We start from the raw sequence: 13,829 nt of genomic DNA, 5'->3' as shown, positions 1-13,829 counted from the left end.
GGTCTCCCCTGTGTCTTCGGAACGGCCCGGGTGCTCCTGATGCCCGGCGGGCCGCTGAGGAGCCTACCCCCGACCGGGCGTCGCCCGTGGCTGCCCCCAGCCCCACCGAGGAATGGCGAGGGAGGGGGTATGCCGACGGGCCGGCACCCGTGGGGGTGCCGGCCCGTCGTGGGTCCCGTCAGGGACGCCTCAGCTGTTCTTCTCCAGCTCGGCGGCCTGGCGCTCGACGTCGTCGAGGCCACCGCACATGAAGAAGGCCTGCTCGGGCAGATGGTCGAACTCGCCGTCCGCGACCCGCGTGAAGGCCTCGATCGTGTCGGACAGCGGCACGGTCGAACCCTCGATGCCGGTGAACTGCTTGGCGACGTAGGTGTTCTGCGACAGGAACCGCTGGATGCGACGGGCACGCCCGACGAGGATCTTGTCCTCCTCGGAGAGCTCGTCGATACCGAGGATCGCGATGATGTCCTGCAGCTCCTTGTACCGCTGCAGGATGGACTTGACCCGCACCGCGGTGTCGTAGTGGTCCTTGGCGATGTACCGCGGGTCGAGGATCCGGCTGGTCGAGGTCAGCGGGTCCACGGCCGGGTAGATACCCATCGACGCGATCGGGCGCGACAGCTCGGTGGTCGCGTCCAGGTGGGCGAAGGTGGTCGCCGGAGCCGGGTCGGTGTAGTCGTCCGCGGGGACGTAGATCGCCTGCATCGAGGTGATCGAGTGACCACGGGTCGAGGTGATCCGCTCCTGCAGGGTGCCCATCTCGTCCGCCAGGGTGGGCTGGTAACCCACCGCCGAAGGCATCCGGCCCAGCAGCGTCGAGACCTCGGAGCCGGCCTGGGTGAACCGGAAGATGTTGTCGATGAAGAGCAGCACGTCCTGCTTCTGCACGTCGCGGAAGTACTCCGCCATCGTCAGCGCGGACAGGGCCACCCGGAGACGGGTGCCCGGCGGCTCGTCCATCTGGCCGAAGACCAGCGCGGTCTGACCGAGGACCCCGGCCTCCTCCATCTCGACGATGAGGTCGTTGCCCTCACGGGTCCGCTCCCCGACGCCGGCGAAGACCGACACACCACCGTGGTCGCGGGCGACACGGGCGATCATCTCCTGGATGAGCACCGTCTTGCCGACCCCCGCCCCACCGAACAGGCCGATCTTGCCACCCTGCACGTAGGGCGTCAGCAGGTCGATGACCTTGATGCCGGTCTCGAACATCTGGGTCCGCGGCTCCAGCTGGTCGAACGCCGGTGCGCCACGGTGGATGCCCCAGCGCTCGGTGACCTCGAGGGTCTCCCCCTCGGGCAGGTTGAGGACGTCACCGGTGGCGTTGAAGACCCGCCCCAGTGTCACATCCCCGACGGGCACGGTGATCGGACCACCGGTGTCCTGCACCTGACCGCCTCGGACGAGGCCGTCGGTCGGCTGCAGGGAGATGGCGCGGATCATGTTGTCGCCGATGTCCTGGGCGACCTCCAGGTTCACTGTCCGGGACTCCCCACCGAGCTCGACCTGCGTCTTGAGCAGGTTGTAGAGCGCCGGCATCTGACCGGGGGGGAACTCGACGTCGACGACCGGGCCGATGATCCGGGCGAGCCGGCCCACAGCGCCCTGGGTCTGCTCCGCGGTGGGAGCGTCAGTGGTAGCAGTCATGGCTTGGGTGCTTCCCTCTCACTTCTTGGCGTCGGCGAGGGCGCTGGCGCCGCCCACGATTTCGCTGATCTCTTGGGTGATCTCGGCCTGGCGAGCCTGGTTCGCCAGCCGGGTGTACGTCTTGATGAGTTCCTCGGCGTTGTCCGTCGCCGACTTCATCGCGCGCTGACGGGCCGCGAGCTCCGATGCGGCGGACTGCAGCAGGGCGTTCCAGATGCGCGACTTGATGTAGCGCGGGAGCAGCTCGTCGAGCACCTCTTCGGCGTTCGGCTCGAACTCGTAGAGCGGGAACAGCTCACCATCGCTCGAACTGGTGTCCTGCTCGACGATCTCCAGCGGCAGCAGCCGGGTGACCTGCACCTCCTGGGTCACCATGTTGACGAACCGGGTGTAGACCAGGTGCAGCTCGTCGACCCCACCTGCGTCCGAGCCCTTGGTGAACTCACCGATGACCCGGTCGGCGATCTCGTCCGCCGCGTCGAACGTCGGCGAGTCGGAGAACCCGCTCCACGACTCCTCGAAGGGACGGTTGCGGAACCGGTAGTACCCCTCGGCCTTCCGGCCGGCGAGGAAGGACACCGCCTCCAGGCCCTCGTCCTCGAGGAGCTCACGCAGCTGCTCGCTGCGCTTGAGCACGTTGGCGGAGTAGGCGCCTGCGAGGCCGCGGTCGGAACTGATGATCAGTACCGCTGCCCGTCGTGGGTTCTCCCGCTTCATGGTCATCGGGTGGTCCACGTCCGAGTGGGACGCCACCGCGGCCGCGGCCTGCGTGATCGCCTGAGCGTAAGGCGTCGTCTCGACGACCCGCTGCCGAGCCTTGACCACGCGGGACGCCGCGATGAGCTCCATGGCTCGCGTGATCTTCTTCGTCGACTGGACGGACCGGCTGCGCTGGCGGTACTCCCGCTGCTGCGCTCCCATATCTCGCCTCTCCCGTCTTCGCTGGTGGTCTGGTGGTGCGCGGCGTCAGCCGCGCTTGACGGTGAGCTGCTCCTGGTCGACGTCCCCGCTGTCCATCGCCTCGACGTCGTCCTCGTCCTCGTCGCTGGCATGGATCTCGTGGCTGTCGTCAGGGGTGAACTCCTTCTTGAAGGCGCTCATCGCCTCACCCAGCGCCGCCGTGGTGTCGTCACCGAGCTTGCCGGTCTCCCGGATCCCGTCGAGCAGACCCTTCTGCTCACGGCCCAGGTAGTCGACCCACTCCGACTCGAAACGACGCACGTCGCTGACGGGGATCTCGTCGATGTGGCCGTTGGTGCCGGCCCAGATGATCGCCACCTGGTTCTCGACCGACACCGGGGACGACTGCGGCTGCTTCAGGATCTCCACCATCCGGACACCGCGGGCCAGCTGCGCCTTCGACGCGTCGTCCAGGTCGGAGGCGAACATGGCGAAGGCCTCCATCTCGCGGAACTGCGCGAGGTCGACCTTCAGGCGGCCGGAGACCGACTTCATCGCCTTCACCTGGGCGGCACCGCCGACACGGGACACCGAGACGCCGACGTCGATCGCGGGACGGACGTTGGAGTTGAACAGGTCCGCCTGGAGGTAGATCTGGCCGTCGGTGATGGAGATGACGTTCGTCGGGATGTAGGCCGACACGTCACCAGCCTTGGTCTCGATGATCGGCAGCCCCGTCATCGACCCGGCCCCCAGCTCGTCGGACAGCTTCGCGCAACGTTCCAGCAGCCGCGAGTGCAGGTAGAAGACGTCACCCGGGTATGCCTCGCGCCCCGGCGGACGCCGCAGCAGCAGGGACACGGCGCGGTAGGCCTCCGCCTGCTTCGACAGGTCGTCGAAGACGATCAGGACATGCTTGCCGTCGTACATCCAGTGCTGGCCGATGGCCGAACCGGTGTAGGGGGCCAGGTACTTGAAGCCGGCGGCGTCGGAGGCCGGAGCGGCGACGATGGTGGTGTAGTCCAGCGCGCCGTTCTCCTCCAGGGTGCTGCGCACCGAGGCGATCGTCGAACCCTTCTGACCGATCGCGACGTAGATGCAGCGCACCTGCTTGTCCGGGTCCCCGGACTCCCAGTTCTCCTTCTGGTTCAGGATGGTGTCGATCGCCACCGCGGTCTTGCCGGTCTGGCGGTCACCGATGATCAGCTGCCGCTGGCCACGACCGACGGGGATCATGGCGTCGATGGCCTTGATGCCGGTCTGCAGCGGCTCGTGCACCGACTTGCGTGCCATCACGCCGGGGGCCTGCAGCTCCAGGGCGCGACGTGCCTCGGTCTCGATCTCGCCCAGGCCGTCGATCGGCTGGCCGAGCGGGTCGACCACGCGGCCGAGGTAGCCGTCGCCCACGGCGACGGAGAGCACCTCACCGGTGCGCCGCACGGCCTGGCCCTCCTCCAGCCCGGAGAAGTCGCCGAGCACGATGACGCCGACCTCGTGGACGTCGAGGTTGAGCGCCAGGCCGAGGGTGCCGTCCTCGAACTCGAGCAGCTCGTTCGTCATCACCGAGGGCAGGCCCTCGACGTGCGCGATGCCGTCGCTGGCATCGGCTACACGCCCGACCTCCTCACGGGAGGCGGCGCCCGGCTCGTAGGACTGGACGAACTGGTCCAGAGCGTCCCGGATCTCCTCGGGACGGATCGAAAGCTCCGTCATGGTGTCTTCTCCTCGTCGTGGCCCTGGACTGGGTGCGGGGCCGGTGCTGTGGGGGTGTGGTGGGTGGGCACTGCTCAGCCGGTCATCCGGCGGTGGGCCTCGGCCAGCCGGTGGCTGATGGTGCCGTCGACGACCTCGTCGCCGATCTCGACCCGGATGCCACCGACGACATCACTGTCGATGACGACGTTGGTGTGGACCTGGCGGCCGTACTGCCGGCTGAGCGCGGACCGGAGCGTCTCGAGCTGGGCCTCGGTCAGGGGTATGGCGCTGGTCACCACCGCGTTCACCTGCTGCTGGCGCTCGGACGCCTGCTCCAGGAAGGCCCGAAGGCTTCGGTCGAAGCGCGCGCCGCGGAGCCCGGCCACCGCCTGGACGGCCAGGCTCACCGTCTCCGGCGCGGCCTTGATCGAGAGCAGCCGCTCGACGAGCGAGCGCTTGGCCGAGTCCTGTGCCCGCCGGTCGCTGAGCGCGGCCTGCAGGTCGGGCGTGCCTTCGACGATCCGGCTGAACCGGAACAGCTCGTCCTCGACCTGGGTCAGCCGACCGTGCCGCTCGGCATGCTCGAGCTGGCTCTCGACCCCGAGCCGCTGCAGCGCGGTGCCTACCGCGCCGGGGTCGGACCACCGCTGCGCGACGACGCCCTTGACGACGTGCACCGTGCCGTGGCTCACCTTCCCGGCGAGGACCTTCTCCGCCAGCGAGGCACGGTCGGAGCCCTCCCGGGACGGGTCGGCCAGGCTGCGGCGCAGGGCCGCGTTGCCGTCGACGAGACGCGCCACCGCCCACACCTCGTCAGCCAGGCGCGCCGGGTCGATGCTGCCGCCGTCGTGCGCCAACGCCTGTCCCAGCGCCTCGTGGGCACTGTGGTAGGCGCGACGGTAGGCGCTGTCCATCAGCGTCCCTGCTCGCCGACGCCGAGCTTCTCCGGCTGGACGGCACCGGAGTCCAGGTCAGCCAGGAAGCGGTCGATGATGCCGCGTTGACGCGCCTCCTGCTCGAGCGACTCTCCGACGATCTTGCTCGCGAGGTCGGTCGAGATCTGTCCGATCTCACCACGCAGCTGGACCATCGCCTGCTGGCGTTCGGCCTCGATCTGCTTGTGCGCGGTCTCGGTGATGCGGGCCGCCTCAGCAGAGGCCTGCTGGCGCATCTCGGCGATGATCTCGGCGCCCTGCTCCTTGGCGTGCTCGCGGATGCGGGCGGCCTCGGACCGGGCGTCGGCCAGCTGATCCTCGTACTGGCGGCGTGCCGCCTCGGCCTCGGCCTGGGCCTTCTCCGCCTTCTCCATACCGCCTTCGATAGCGGCGGTGCGGTCGGCGTACACCTGCTCCAACCGGGGGGAGATGACCCTCCGGATGAACACGTAGAAGATGAGGAAGGCCACCACCGCGAAGACGAGCTCCGGGATGTAGGGCAGGATCGGGCTCATCGCGTACTCGGGGTAGTCCGACGCGGACGCCAGCACCGACACCCCGGCAAGCTCAGCTACAAGCTGCACAGTTATCTCCTCGTTCTCCGGACCGACCGCAGCACGCGACGCCGACCGGTGGGGCAGTCGATCAAGCGATGAAGAAGAGCACGAAGCCCAGGATGGCCAGGGCCTCGGCGGCGGCGAAGCCGACGATGGTGAACGGACGCAGCATGGGTGCCGCCTCGGGCTGGCGGGCGACCCCGTTGAGGTACGCCGCGAAGATCATGCCCACGGCGATGGCCGGGCCCAGGGTCGCGAGGCCGTAACCGAGAAGGGTGATGTCACCGGTCATTGTGTGTCTCTCTCTCTGTGTTGTCCCTGTGCGGGTGGAGCCAGGGTCGATCGGTGGTCGGAAGGGTCAGTGGTCGTCAGCCAGTGCGGCGCCGATGTACGACGCGGTCAACAGGATGAAGACGTAGGCCTGGATCGCCTGGATGAGGGCTTCGAAGACGAAGACCAGCAGCGCACCGATCCAGGTCGGGAAGGCCAGCAGCGTCATCAGTCCGCCGGAGGTGAACAGCTCCCAGGCTCCGAGCGTCACCACCAGCACCAGCATGTGTCCGGCGAACATGTTGCCGAACAGTCGCAGCGACAGGGTCAGCGGGCGGGTGATGAAGAACGTCATCAGCTCGAGGATGAAGACGAAGGGCACGACGAGGACGGGCAGTCCGGCCGGCACCATGAACTTGAAGTAGCCCACGAAACCGTGCCGACGGAAACCGATGGCGTGGTAGAGCACGTAGACGATCAGCACCAGGGCGATCGCCATCCCTACCCGTCCGAAGGTCGGAAGGTTGACCGGCGGGATGATCCCCGCCCAGTTGTTGAAGAGGATCACCACGAACAGGCTGAACAAGAAGGGCACGTACGGCAGGTAGTGCTGGCTACCGATCATGTCCCGTGCCACACCGTTGCGGACGAACCCGTGCACCTGCTCGGTGAGCCACTGGCCCTTGCCCGGCACAGTGGCCACCCGCCTCGTGGTCAGGTGCAGCCAGAGCCCGATGAGCACCATGCTCAGGGTCAGCACCACCATCGGCCGGGTGATGGCCAGAGTGACGTCCAGGCCGAACAGCTGGACCTCGCCGAAGACGACCCAGGGTTGCCAGAAGGTCCCGGGGGTGGGCGGGAAGTCTGCGGCCAGCACGGCCGCGGACGTCGGGCCCGCTGGGGCGATCAGGCTCACTGCTGCTCCTCACGCAGGGAAGGGGAGTCGAGGTGGTGCGGGGTGACGCCGGTGACCGGTGGACACAGCCAGGCGACGGGGATCGGCGTCATGCCCTACCGTACCGGAGCCAGATGACGTAGAACGCCAGACCCATACCGGACAGCATGCCGACCACGCCCAAGAAGGACGTCCCCCACCAGTTGTCCAGGCCCCAACCGATGAGGCCGAAGGCCAGCGGACCTGCGAGCAGGTAGGCCAGCACGGAGTGGGCCGGGCCGACACCCTGGGAGAACTGACCCATGACACTCGTCTCGTGGTCGTCCCGAGGCGCAGAGGAGGTGGGACGCTCGCTCATTCCTCACTCACCTCAGCATCCTCGTCGACGTCCCGCCGGACGCTACCATCCTCGACTCCCGCGGTAGTCAGGGTGATCCGTGCCCGCAGCGCACCGACGGCGAGCCCGCCCTGGAACACGATGCCGACCAGGACGAAGGACACGCCCACGACGACCGTCTCCAGAGGACTGGCCCGGTCCACGAGCAGGAAAGCACCGAGGGTCAGACCGAGCTGGGCGAAGAGCACGGCGAACGCCCCGGCCATCGCGCCGGCCCCGGGCCCGGAGAGCAACCCTCGCACCGCCACCACACCGAGGGCGAAGACGAGGACCGAGAGGACCGCACCCACCAGGACCGAGGCACCGGTCACCAGGTCGGTCATGGCCCAGGTCACCAGGGCTATCACGGGGGCGACCGTCAGGGTGGGTAGCACGGACCACCGCAGCATCAGCAGGGTCGGGCGCTGCCGGATGTCCGGTCGGGCCGACGCTGCGGTCGCGGTGGTCGTCATCGGGTGCTCACTCATCGCGGGATGGGAAACGGGCGCTTGTGAAAGTTATCACAAGCAGGTCGAGGGCTGCGAACCTGCAGGTCCGCGGCTTAGCGCGGCGGGTGCGGGACCGTCACAGGTGCCGCGCGGCGGGTGAGCGCGATGGCGACCACCAGCAGCACCGCGATGCCGACCGCGGACACCCAGGATGGCAGAAAGGCGAAGGACACCGTGCCGGCCGCGATCAGCAGCGACCAGAGGTAGAGCAGGACGACCGCCCGACGGTGGCTGTGCCCGATGTCCAGCAGGCGGTGGTGCAGGTGCCCCCGGTCCGGTTTCCAGGGCAGCTGCCCGGCCCGGGTGCGGCGCAGCACGGCGAGCAGGATGTCCAGGAAGGGCAGCGCCAGGATGGCCAGCGGGATGAGCAGCGGGAGCAGGATCGCGGTGGCCGCCGAGGCGCTGGCCAGCGAGGAGTTGGGGTCGACCGAGCCGGTCATCGAGATGGTGGCCGCGGCCAGCAGCAGCCCGAGCAGCAGCGCCCCGGCGTCACCCATGAAGAGCCGGGCCGGGTGGAAGTTGTGCGGCAGGAACCCCAGGCATACCCCGATCAGGGCGGCGCTGATGAAGGTGGCGACCGAGAACACGTTGGGTGGGTCGAAGTTCCGGCTCACCAGGTAGGACCAGCCGAAGAACGCCGACGCCGCGATCAGGACCACCCCGGCGGCCAGGCCGTCCAGCCCGTCGATGAAGTTCACCGCGTTGGTCGAGATGACCACCACCAGGACGGTGAGGGCCACCATCACCGGCTCGGGCAGCACGGTGACGCCCAGGATGGGCAGCGACAGCAGCCGCACCCCGTAGAACGCCATGATCCCGCCGGCCAGCACCTGCCCGGCCAGCTTGGTGAGCCAGTCCAGGTCGCGCACGTCGTCCACCGCACCCAGCAGGGTGATGATGGTGGCACCCGCCAGCACCCCGTAGAGCGCGGGGGTGTCGTCGAAGAGCTGCCCGTGGTACGGCAGCTGGGAGCCCAGGACCACCGCGGCGGCGAAGCCGATGAGCATCGCCAGACCCCCGAGGCGCGGGATCGGCACCGAGTGCACGTCCCGGTCCCGGACCGCGGTGATCGCACCGATGCGCAGCGCCAGCCGCCGCACCAGCGGGGTGGCCAGGTAGGTCACGATGGCCGCGGTCAGCAGGACCATGAGGAACTCGCGCACAGGTGTCTCACTCCTCCCGTCGGTCCGGCGCCGTGCGGCGTCGCCCGCGGCTCAGCCGGCCGACGGCTCCGGGTATGCCGGGTGCGCGGTCATCAGTTCGGTGACCTGGGCGCGCACCTCGCGCGCGACCGCGTGCTCCGGGTCGCCGTCTCCCTGGGTGACGGCCCGGTGGATGAGGTCCGCGACGACCTCCATCTGCGGCACCCCCATCCCCTGGGTGGTGACCGAGGGGCTGCCGACCCGGATGCCGGAGGCGATGTTGGGCTTGGCCGGGTCGAAGGGGATCGCGTTCTTGTTGAGCACGATGCCTGCCGCGTCGCAGCGGGCCTCGGCGTCCCGGCCGCTGACGCCCACCCCGCGCAGGTCGTGCAGCGACAGGTGGGTGTCGGTGCCGCCGGTGATCGGCCGGATCCCCCGCGCGTCCAGCCCCGCGGCCAGCGCCGCCGCGTTGTCCAGCACCTGCTGGGCGTAGGACCGGTAGGCCGGGGTCATGCACTCGGCGAAGTTGACGGCCTTCGCGGCCACCGCATGCATCAACGGTCCGCCCTGCATCATCGGGAAGACGGCCCGGTCGATCTTCTTGGCGTGCTCCTCGCGGCACACGATGGCCCCGCCGCGTGGACCGCGCAGCACCTTGTGGGTGGTGAAGGACACCACGTCCGCGTGCGGGACCGGGGAGGGGATGACGCCCCCGGCCACCAGCCCGATGAAGTGCGCGGCGTCGACCCAGAAGATGGCCCCCACCTCGTCGGCGATCGCCCGGAAGCGCGCGAAGTCGATCAGCCGCGGGATGGCGGAGCCGCCGGCCAGGATGATCTTGGGCCGGTGCTCCCTGGCCAGCGCCTCGACCTGGTCGTAGTCGATGTTCTCGGTGTCCGCGTCGACCCCGTAGTGCACGGCGTTGAACCACTTGCCGGAGAAGCTGACCTTGAAACCGTGGGTGAGGTGGCCGCCGTGGTCCAGCGACATCGCCAGGATGGTGTCGCCGGGCGAGGCGAACGCGCCGTAGACCGCCTGGTTGGCACTGGCGCCCGAGTGCGGCTGGACGTTGGCGTGGTCGGCGCCGAAGAGCTCCGTGGCGCGGGCGAGCGCCAGCTTCTCGACCTTGTCGACCTCGACGCAGCCTCCGTAGTAGCGCGCGTCCGGGTATCCCTCGGCGTACTTGTTGGACAGCGTCGACCCGAGTGCGGCGAGCACCGCCGGGCTGGTCTGGTTCTCGCTGGCGATGAGCTGGAGCCCGGCCCGCTGCCGGTCCAGCTCGGTGACGAGCAGCTCGGCGATCTGGGGGTCCTGCTCGAGCAGGGCGCCGAAGGACGGGCCGTAGTAGGTCTCCGGGTGCACGGGCGTCGACATGGGCACCACCCTAGGGGGTGGGCACCTGCTGCGGACCGCTGGGCGACCGGACGAGCCGGACCGCCTCGGCGGGCACGGTGAGCCCGCTCGCCGTGACCGAGCCGAGCAGCAGCGCCGAGCCCGGCTCGTCGCCCGCCTCCTCGTCCGTGGGGGCGTCGCCCGCCTCCTCGCTCGCGGGGTCGTCGGTCACGGCGCCCGCGGCGGCAGCGGCCTCCGCCGCGGCGGGGCTGTCGTGCAGGGGGGTGGCTCCGAGCACCTCGCGCAACCGCTCGCCCGACAGGGCCCCCAGGCGCAGCACGACGGGCTCGGCGCCGGTGCAGTCCAGGATCGTCGAGGGCTCACCCCCGGTGCGCGCTCCCCCGTCCAGGTATGCGCTGACCGCGCCGCCGAGCTGCTCCATCGCGTCCTGCGCGGTGGTGGCGGCCGGCTGGCCGGTGACGTTGGCGCTGGTCACGGCCATCGGCCCCACCTCCGCGAGCAGCGCCAGCGCGACGTCGTCCTCCGGCATCCGCAGCGCCACCGTGCCGTTGGTCTCCCCCAGGTCCCACTGCAGCGAGGGCTGGGCCTGCAGCACCAGCGTGAGCGGCCCCGGCCAGAACTGGCGCATCAGGATGCGGGCGTACATCGGCACCCCGGTCGCCAGCCCGTCCACGGTGCGCGGGTTCGGCACCAGGACCGGCGGCGGCATCTCGCGGCCGCGGTGCTTGGCCGCCAGCACCATGGCGACCGCCACCACGTCGAAGGCGTCGGCGCCGACCCCGTACACGGTGTCGGTGGGCAGCACCACCACCCGGCCCTCGCGGACCACGTCGGCGGCACGCTGCACGGAGGCCTGGGTGGTCTCCTCGTCGGTGCAGTCGAGCAGCCGTTCCTGCAGCGGCGACGGGCCTGGCATAGGAGTTCCTCCCGGTTCGTGGTGACGCCGCTCATCATCCCACGGGGTGGGGCGGGGCGATTCGAGTTGCGTTCGGCACCCCGAACGAGTTCAGTGGGTGGCCGATGCGGACACTCCCTGGTGTCCGCGCACACACGAAGGAGCGATTCACATGCGCGGAAGCGGCCTCATCTGGACCATCGTCGGCATCCTGCTGATCATCGCGCTGCTGATCTTCATCTTCTGATCACAGGCATCACCCGACCACGACCCCCGGCGTCCGCGCCGGGGGTCGTGGCGTGTCCGGGCTCAGGTCGTGGCGTGTCCGGACTCATCCGGCGGCAGCCGCCCGCTGCGCCCGGGCCACCCGCGGCCGGCCGTTCAGGTCCGGGTGGTCGCGCACCTGCTCCCAACCCTGACCCCGCAGCAGCCCGGTGAGCTCCTCACCCTGCACGTCGGCGTGCTCCATCAGCAGCACACCGCCCGGGCGCAGCAGGTGGGCGGCCCGCGCCGCCACCTCGCGGGGCACCAGCAGACCGTCCGCACCGCCGCCGTAGAGCGCCAGCTCGGGGTCGTGGTCACGCACCTCCACGTCCACCGGGACCGCGTCCGGGGGGATGTACGGCGGGTTGCTCACCACCATGTCCACCTGGCCGGCCCAGTCGCCGAAGGCCTCCTGCGCCCGGCCCAGCCGCAGGTCCACCGTCAGCCCGCTGGCCGCGACGTTGGCGGCGGCATACCGGTGCGCCTCCACGGACAGCTCGACGGCGCCCACCCGCGCCCCGGGCAAGGCGTGCGCGAGCGCGAGCGCGATCGCCCCGCTGCCCGTGCACAGGTCCACGACCGTGGGGGCTGACGTCTCGCCCAGCGCCTGCAGCGCCAGGGCGACCAGCGCCTCGGTCTCCGGACGCGGCACGAACACCCCCGGCCCCACCAGCAGGTCGACACCGGCGAAGTGGGCGCTGCCGGTGAGGTGCTGCAGCGGCACCCGGGCGGCACGCCGCCCGAGGAGGTCCTGGTATGCCCTCCGGTCACCGTCGGAGACCGGGGCACCGAGGACCCGGGCGCGCCGCAGCTCGCCGGGCTCCATCCGCAGCACTTGCGCCAGCAGCAGCTCGGCGTCCACCTGCGCGCTGCGGATCCCGGCGCCCTGCAGCAGCGCGGTCCCCGCACGAACCTCGGCGTCCAGGCTCACGGCTCGCCCGCGGCGGAGAGCTGGGCCGCCTCGTCGGCGTCCACCGCCGACTGGACGACCGGGTCGAGGTCCCCGTCCAGCACCTGGTCCAGGTTGTAGGCCTTGAACCCGGTCCGGTGGTCCGCGATCCGGTTCTCGCCGAAGTTGTAGGTCCGGATCCGCTCGCTGCGGTCCACCGTCCGGACCTGGCTGCGGCGCGCCTCGCTGGCGGCGGCCTCGGCCTCGTCCAGGGCGATCTGGTGCAGCCGGGCGCGGAGCACCCGCAGGGCGGACTCCCTGTTCTGCAGCTGGCTCTTCTCGTTCTGGCAGGACACCACCAGGCCCGAGGGCAGGTGGGTGATCCGGACCGCCGAGTCGGTGGTGTTGACCGACTGCCCGCCAGGACCCGAGCTGCGGAAGACGTCAATCTTCAGGTCGTGCGGGTCGAGCACCACCTCGGTGTCCTCGCCGTCGTCCAGGTCCGGCATGACGAGCACCCCGGCGGCCGAGGTGTGCACCCGGCCCTGGCTCTCCGTGACCGGCACCCGCTGCACCCGGTGCACCCCGCCCTCGTACTTGAGCCGGGCCCAGGGTGCCTCCCCGGGGCCGGGGGCGCCGGTGGCGGCGACGGACACCCGGGCGTCCTTGTACCCGCCCAGGTCGGACGCGGTGGCGTCCAGCAGCCGGGTGCGCCATCCGCGCCGCTCGGCGTAGCGCAGGTACATCCGCACCAGGTCGCCGGCGAACAGCGCGGACTCCTCGCCCCCCTCCCCCGCCTTGACCTCGAGGATCACGTCCCGGTCGTCGTCCGGGTCCCGGGGCACCAGCTGGCGGCGCAACCGCTGCGCGGCCTCCTCGGTGCGGCGCTCCAGCGCGGGCAGCTCCTCGGCGAACGTCGGGTCCTCGGCGGACAGCTCCCGGGCCGCCTCCAGGTCACCGGTCGCCACCTCCCACGCCCGGTATGCCGCCACCGTGGTCCCGAGCGCCGCATACCGCTTGTTCAGGCGGCGCAGCGCCGTCGGGTCACCGTGCACGGCCGGGTCCGCGAGCTGGCGCTCGATGTCGGCGTGCTCGGCGAGCTGGGGCCGGGCGGACTCGAACATGGTGCTCAGCCTTCGTCGGAGGTGGGGGCGGGAACGGCGAACGCCGGCCCCGCGAAGTCGTTCGCGGGGCCGGCGTCATGCAGGTCCTACTGGTCGGCCTTCTTGCCGTAGCGCTGCTGGAAGCGGGCGACGCGGCCACCGGTGTCCATGATCTTCTGCTTGCCCGTGTAGAAGGGGTGGCAGTTCGAGCAGACGTCGGCGCTCATCTTGCCGGAGGTCTCGGTGCTGCGGGTGGTGAACGTCGCGCCGCAGGTGCAGCTGACCTGGGTCTCGACGTACTCCGGGTGGATGTTCTTCTGCATGGTGTCTCCTAGAGGTGGCGATGTCCCCGGGTCGCCGACGCGTCCTGCGTCGACGTGAACCGGTGGGCCGAGGCGA

16 protein-coding genes are annotated in these 13,829 nt (G+C 70.3%); 1 reads left to right on the top strand and 15 read right to left on the bottom strand.

The window, feature by feature from the left end; genetic code table 11:
• Nucleotides 1-189: 189 nt before the first annotated feature.
• From atpD to ACI3EY_RS04315, 12 genes are all read right to left on the bottom strand, one after another.
• Complete coding sequence (gene atpD, locus ACI3EY_RS04370; protein ID WP_405035916.1) at nucleotides 190-1,647, bottom strand: F0F1 ATP synthase subunit beta; 1,458 nt, start codon at nucleotides 1,645-1,647, stop codon at nucleotides 190-192.
• A gap of 18 nt (nucleotides 1,648-1,665) precedes the next feature.
• Nucleotides 1,666-2,568: a F0F1 ATP synthase subunit gamma gene (locus tag ACI3EY_RS04365; RefSeq protein WP_405035915.1), complete on the bottom strand. Its 903-nt coding sequence runs from the start codon at nucleotides 2,566-2,568 to the stop codon at nucleotides 1,666-1,668.
• A gap of 45 nt (nucleotides 2,569-2,613) precedes the next feature.
• Entirely contained in the window at nucleotides 2,614-4,260 is a 1,647-nt protein-coding gene (gene atpA / locus ACI3EY_RS04360) for a F0F1 ATP synthase subunit alpha (RefSeq protein ID WP_405035914.1), read from the bottom strand.
• 74 nt (nucleotides 4,261-4,334) lie between these two features.
• Nucleotides 4,335-5,156 (bottom strand): F0F1 ATP synthase subunit delta, encoded by an 822-nt coding sequence (locus ACI3EY_RS04355; RefSeq protein WP_405035913.1) that lies wholly within the window; start codon nucleotides 5,154-5,156, stop codon nucleotides 4,335-4,337.
• On the bottom strand, nucleotides 5,156-5,692 hold the full coding sequence (locus ACI3EY_RS04350) for a F0F1 ATP synthase subunit B (RefSeq protein WP_405035942.1): 537 nt from the start codon (nucleotides 5,690-5,692) through the stop codon (nucleotides 5,156-5,158). Before ACI3EY_RS04350 ends, ACI3EY_RS04355 begins: the two co-directional genes overlap by 1 nt.
• A 130-nt stretch (nucleotides 5,693-5,822) precedes the next feature.
• The gene (locus ACI3EY_RS04345) at nucleotides 5,823-6,026 is read right to left on the bottom strand and encodes an ATP synthase F0 subunit C (protein WP_405035912.1); all 204 of its coding nucleotides are present in this window, start codon (nucleotides 6,024-6,026) and stop codon (nucleotides 5,823-5,825) included.
• Between the two features lie 66 nt (nucleotides 6,027-6,092).
• On the bottom strand, nucleotides 6,093-6,920 hold the full coding sequence (gene atpB / locus ACI3EY_RS04340; RefSeq protein ID WP_405035911.1) for a F0F1 ATP synthase subunit A: 828 nt from the start codon (nucleotides 6,918-6,920) through the stop codon (nucleotides 6,093-6,095).
• Nucleotides 6,921-7,008: 88 nt separating this feature from the next.
• Nucleotides 7,009-7,203 (bottom strand): AtpZ/AtpI family protein, encoded by a 195-nt coding sequence (locus tag ACI3EY_RS04335; protein WP_405039522.1) that lies wholly within the window; start codon nucleotides 7,201-7,203, stop codon nucleotides 7,009-7,011.
• Nucleotides 7,204-7,253: 50 nt separating this feature from the next.
• Nucleotides 7,254-7,763, bottom strand: coding sequence for a hypothetical protein (locus ACI3EY_RS04330; protein WP_405039521.1), 510 nt, complete (start codon nucleotides 7,761-7,763; stop codon nucleotides 7,254-7,256).
• A 74-nt stretch (nucleotides 7,764-7,837) separates the two neighbouring features.
• Nucleotides 7,838-8,947 carry a glycosyltransferase family 4 protein gene (locus ACI3EY_RS04325; RefSeq protein WP_405035908.1) on the bottom strand — a complete coding sequence of 370 codons (1,110 nt, stop codon included), beginning with the start codon at nucleotides 8,945-8,947 and terminating at the stop codon, nucleotides 7,838-7,840.
• Between the two features lie 51 nt (nucleotides 8,948-8,998).
• Complete coding sequence (locus tag ACI3EY_RS04320) at nucleotides 8,999-10,300, bottom strand: serine hydroxymethyltransferase (RefSeq protein WP_405035907.1); 1,302 nt, start codon at nucleotides 10,298-10,300, stop codon at nucleotides 8,999-9,001.
• Between the two features lie 10 nt (nucleotides 10,301-10,310).
• Nucleotides 10,311-11,195: an L-threonylcarbamoyladenylate synthase gene (locus tag ACI3EY_RS04315; RefSeq protein WP_405039520.1), complete on the bottom strand. Its 885-nt coding sequence runs from the start codon at nucleotides 11,193-11,195 to the stop codon at nucleotides 10,311-10,313.
• A gap of 97 nt (nucleotides 11,196-11,292) precedes the next feature.
• On the opposite strand from ACI3EY_RS04315, the gene ACI3EY_RS04310 reads away from it, so the two are divergent.
• The gene (locus ACI3EY_RS04310) at nucleotides 11,293-11,421 is read left to right on the top strand and encodes a hypothetical protein (protein ID WP_405035905.1); all 129 of its coding nucleotides are present in this window, start codon (nucleotides 11,293-11,295) and stop codon (nucleotides 11,419-11,421) included.
• An 84-nt stretch (nucleotides 11,422-11,505) separates the two neighbouring features.
• Here the strand turns inward: ACI3EY_RS04310 and prmC are convergent, their stop codons facing one another.
• From prmC to rpmE, 3 genes are all read right to left on the bottom strand, one after another.
• Nucleotides 11,506-12,369 (bottom strand): peptide chain release factor N(5)-glutamine methyltransferase, encoded by an 864-nt coding sequence (gene prmC / locus ACI3EY_RS04305; protein ID WP_405039519.1) that lies wholly within the window; start codon nucleotides 12,367-12,369, stop codon nucleotides 11,506-11,508.
• Nucleotides 12,366-13,451 (bottom strand): peptide chain release factor 1, encoded by a 1,086-nt coding sequence (gene prfA / locus ACI3EY_RS04300; protein WP_405035903.1) that lies wholly within the window; start codon nucleotides 13,449-13,451, stop codon nucleotides 12,366-12,368. Before prfA ends, prmC begins: the two co-directional genes overlap by 4 nt.
• 86 nt (nucleotides 13,452-13,537) lie before the next feature.
• Nucleotides 13,538-13,753, bottom strand: coding sequence for a 50S ribosomal protein L31 (gene rpmE, locus ACI3EY_RS04295; protein WP_405035902.1), 216 nt, complete (start codon nucleotides 13,751-13,753; stop codon nucleotides 13,538-13,540).
• Between the last annotated feature and the right edge of the window lie 76 nt (nucleotides 13,754-13,829).

The organism is Serinicoccus shuyuelongi (genome assembly GCF_045032955.1).
In the GTDB taxonomy this organism is placed as follows: Bacteria; Actinomycetota; Actinomycetes; order Actinomycetales; family Dermatophilaceae; genus Ornithinicoccus.
This window is presented reverse-complemented; position numbering and strand designations above follow the sequence as displayed.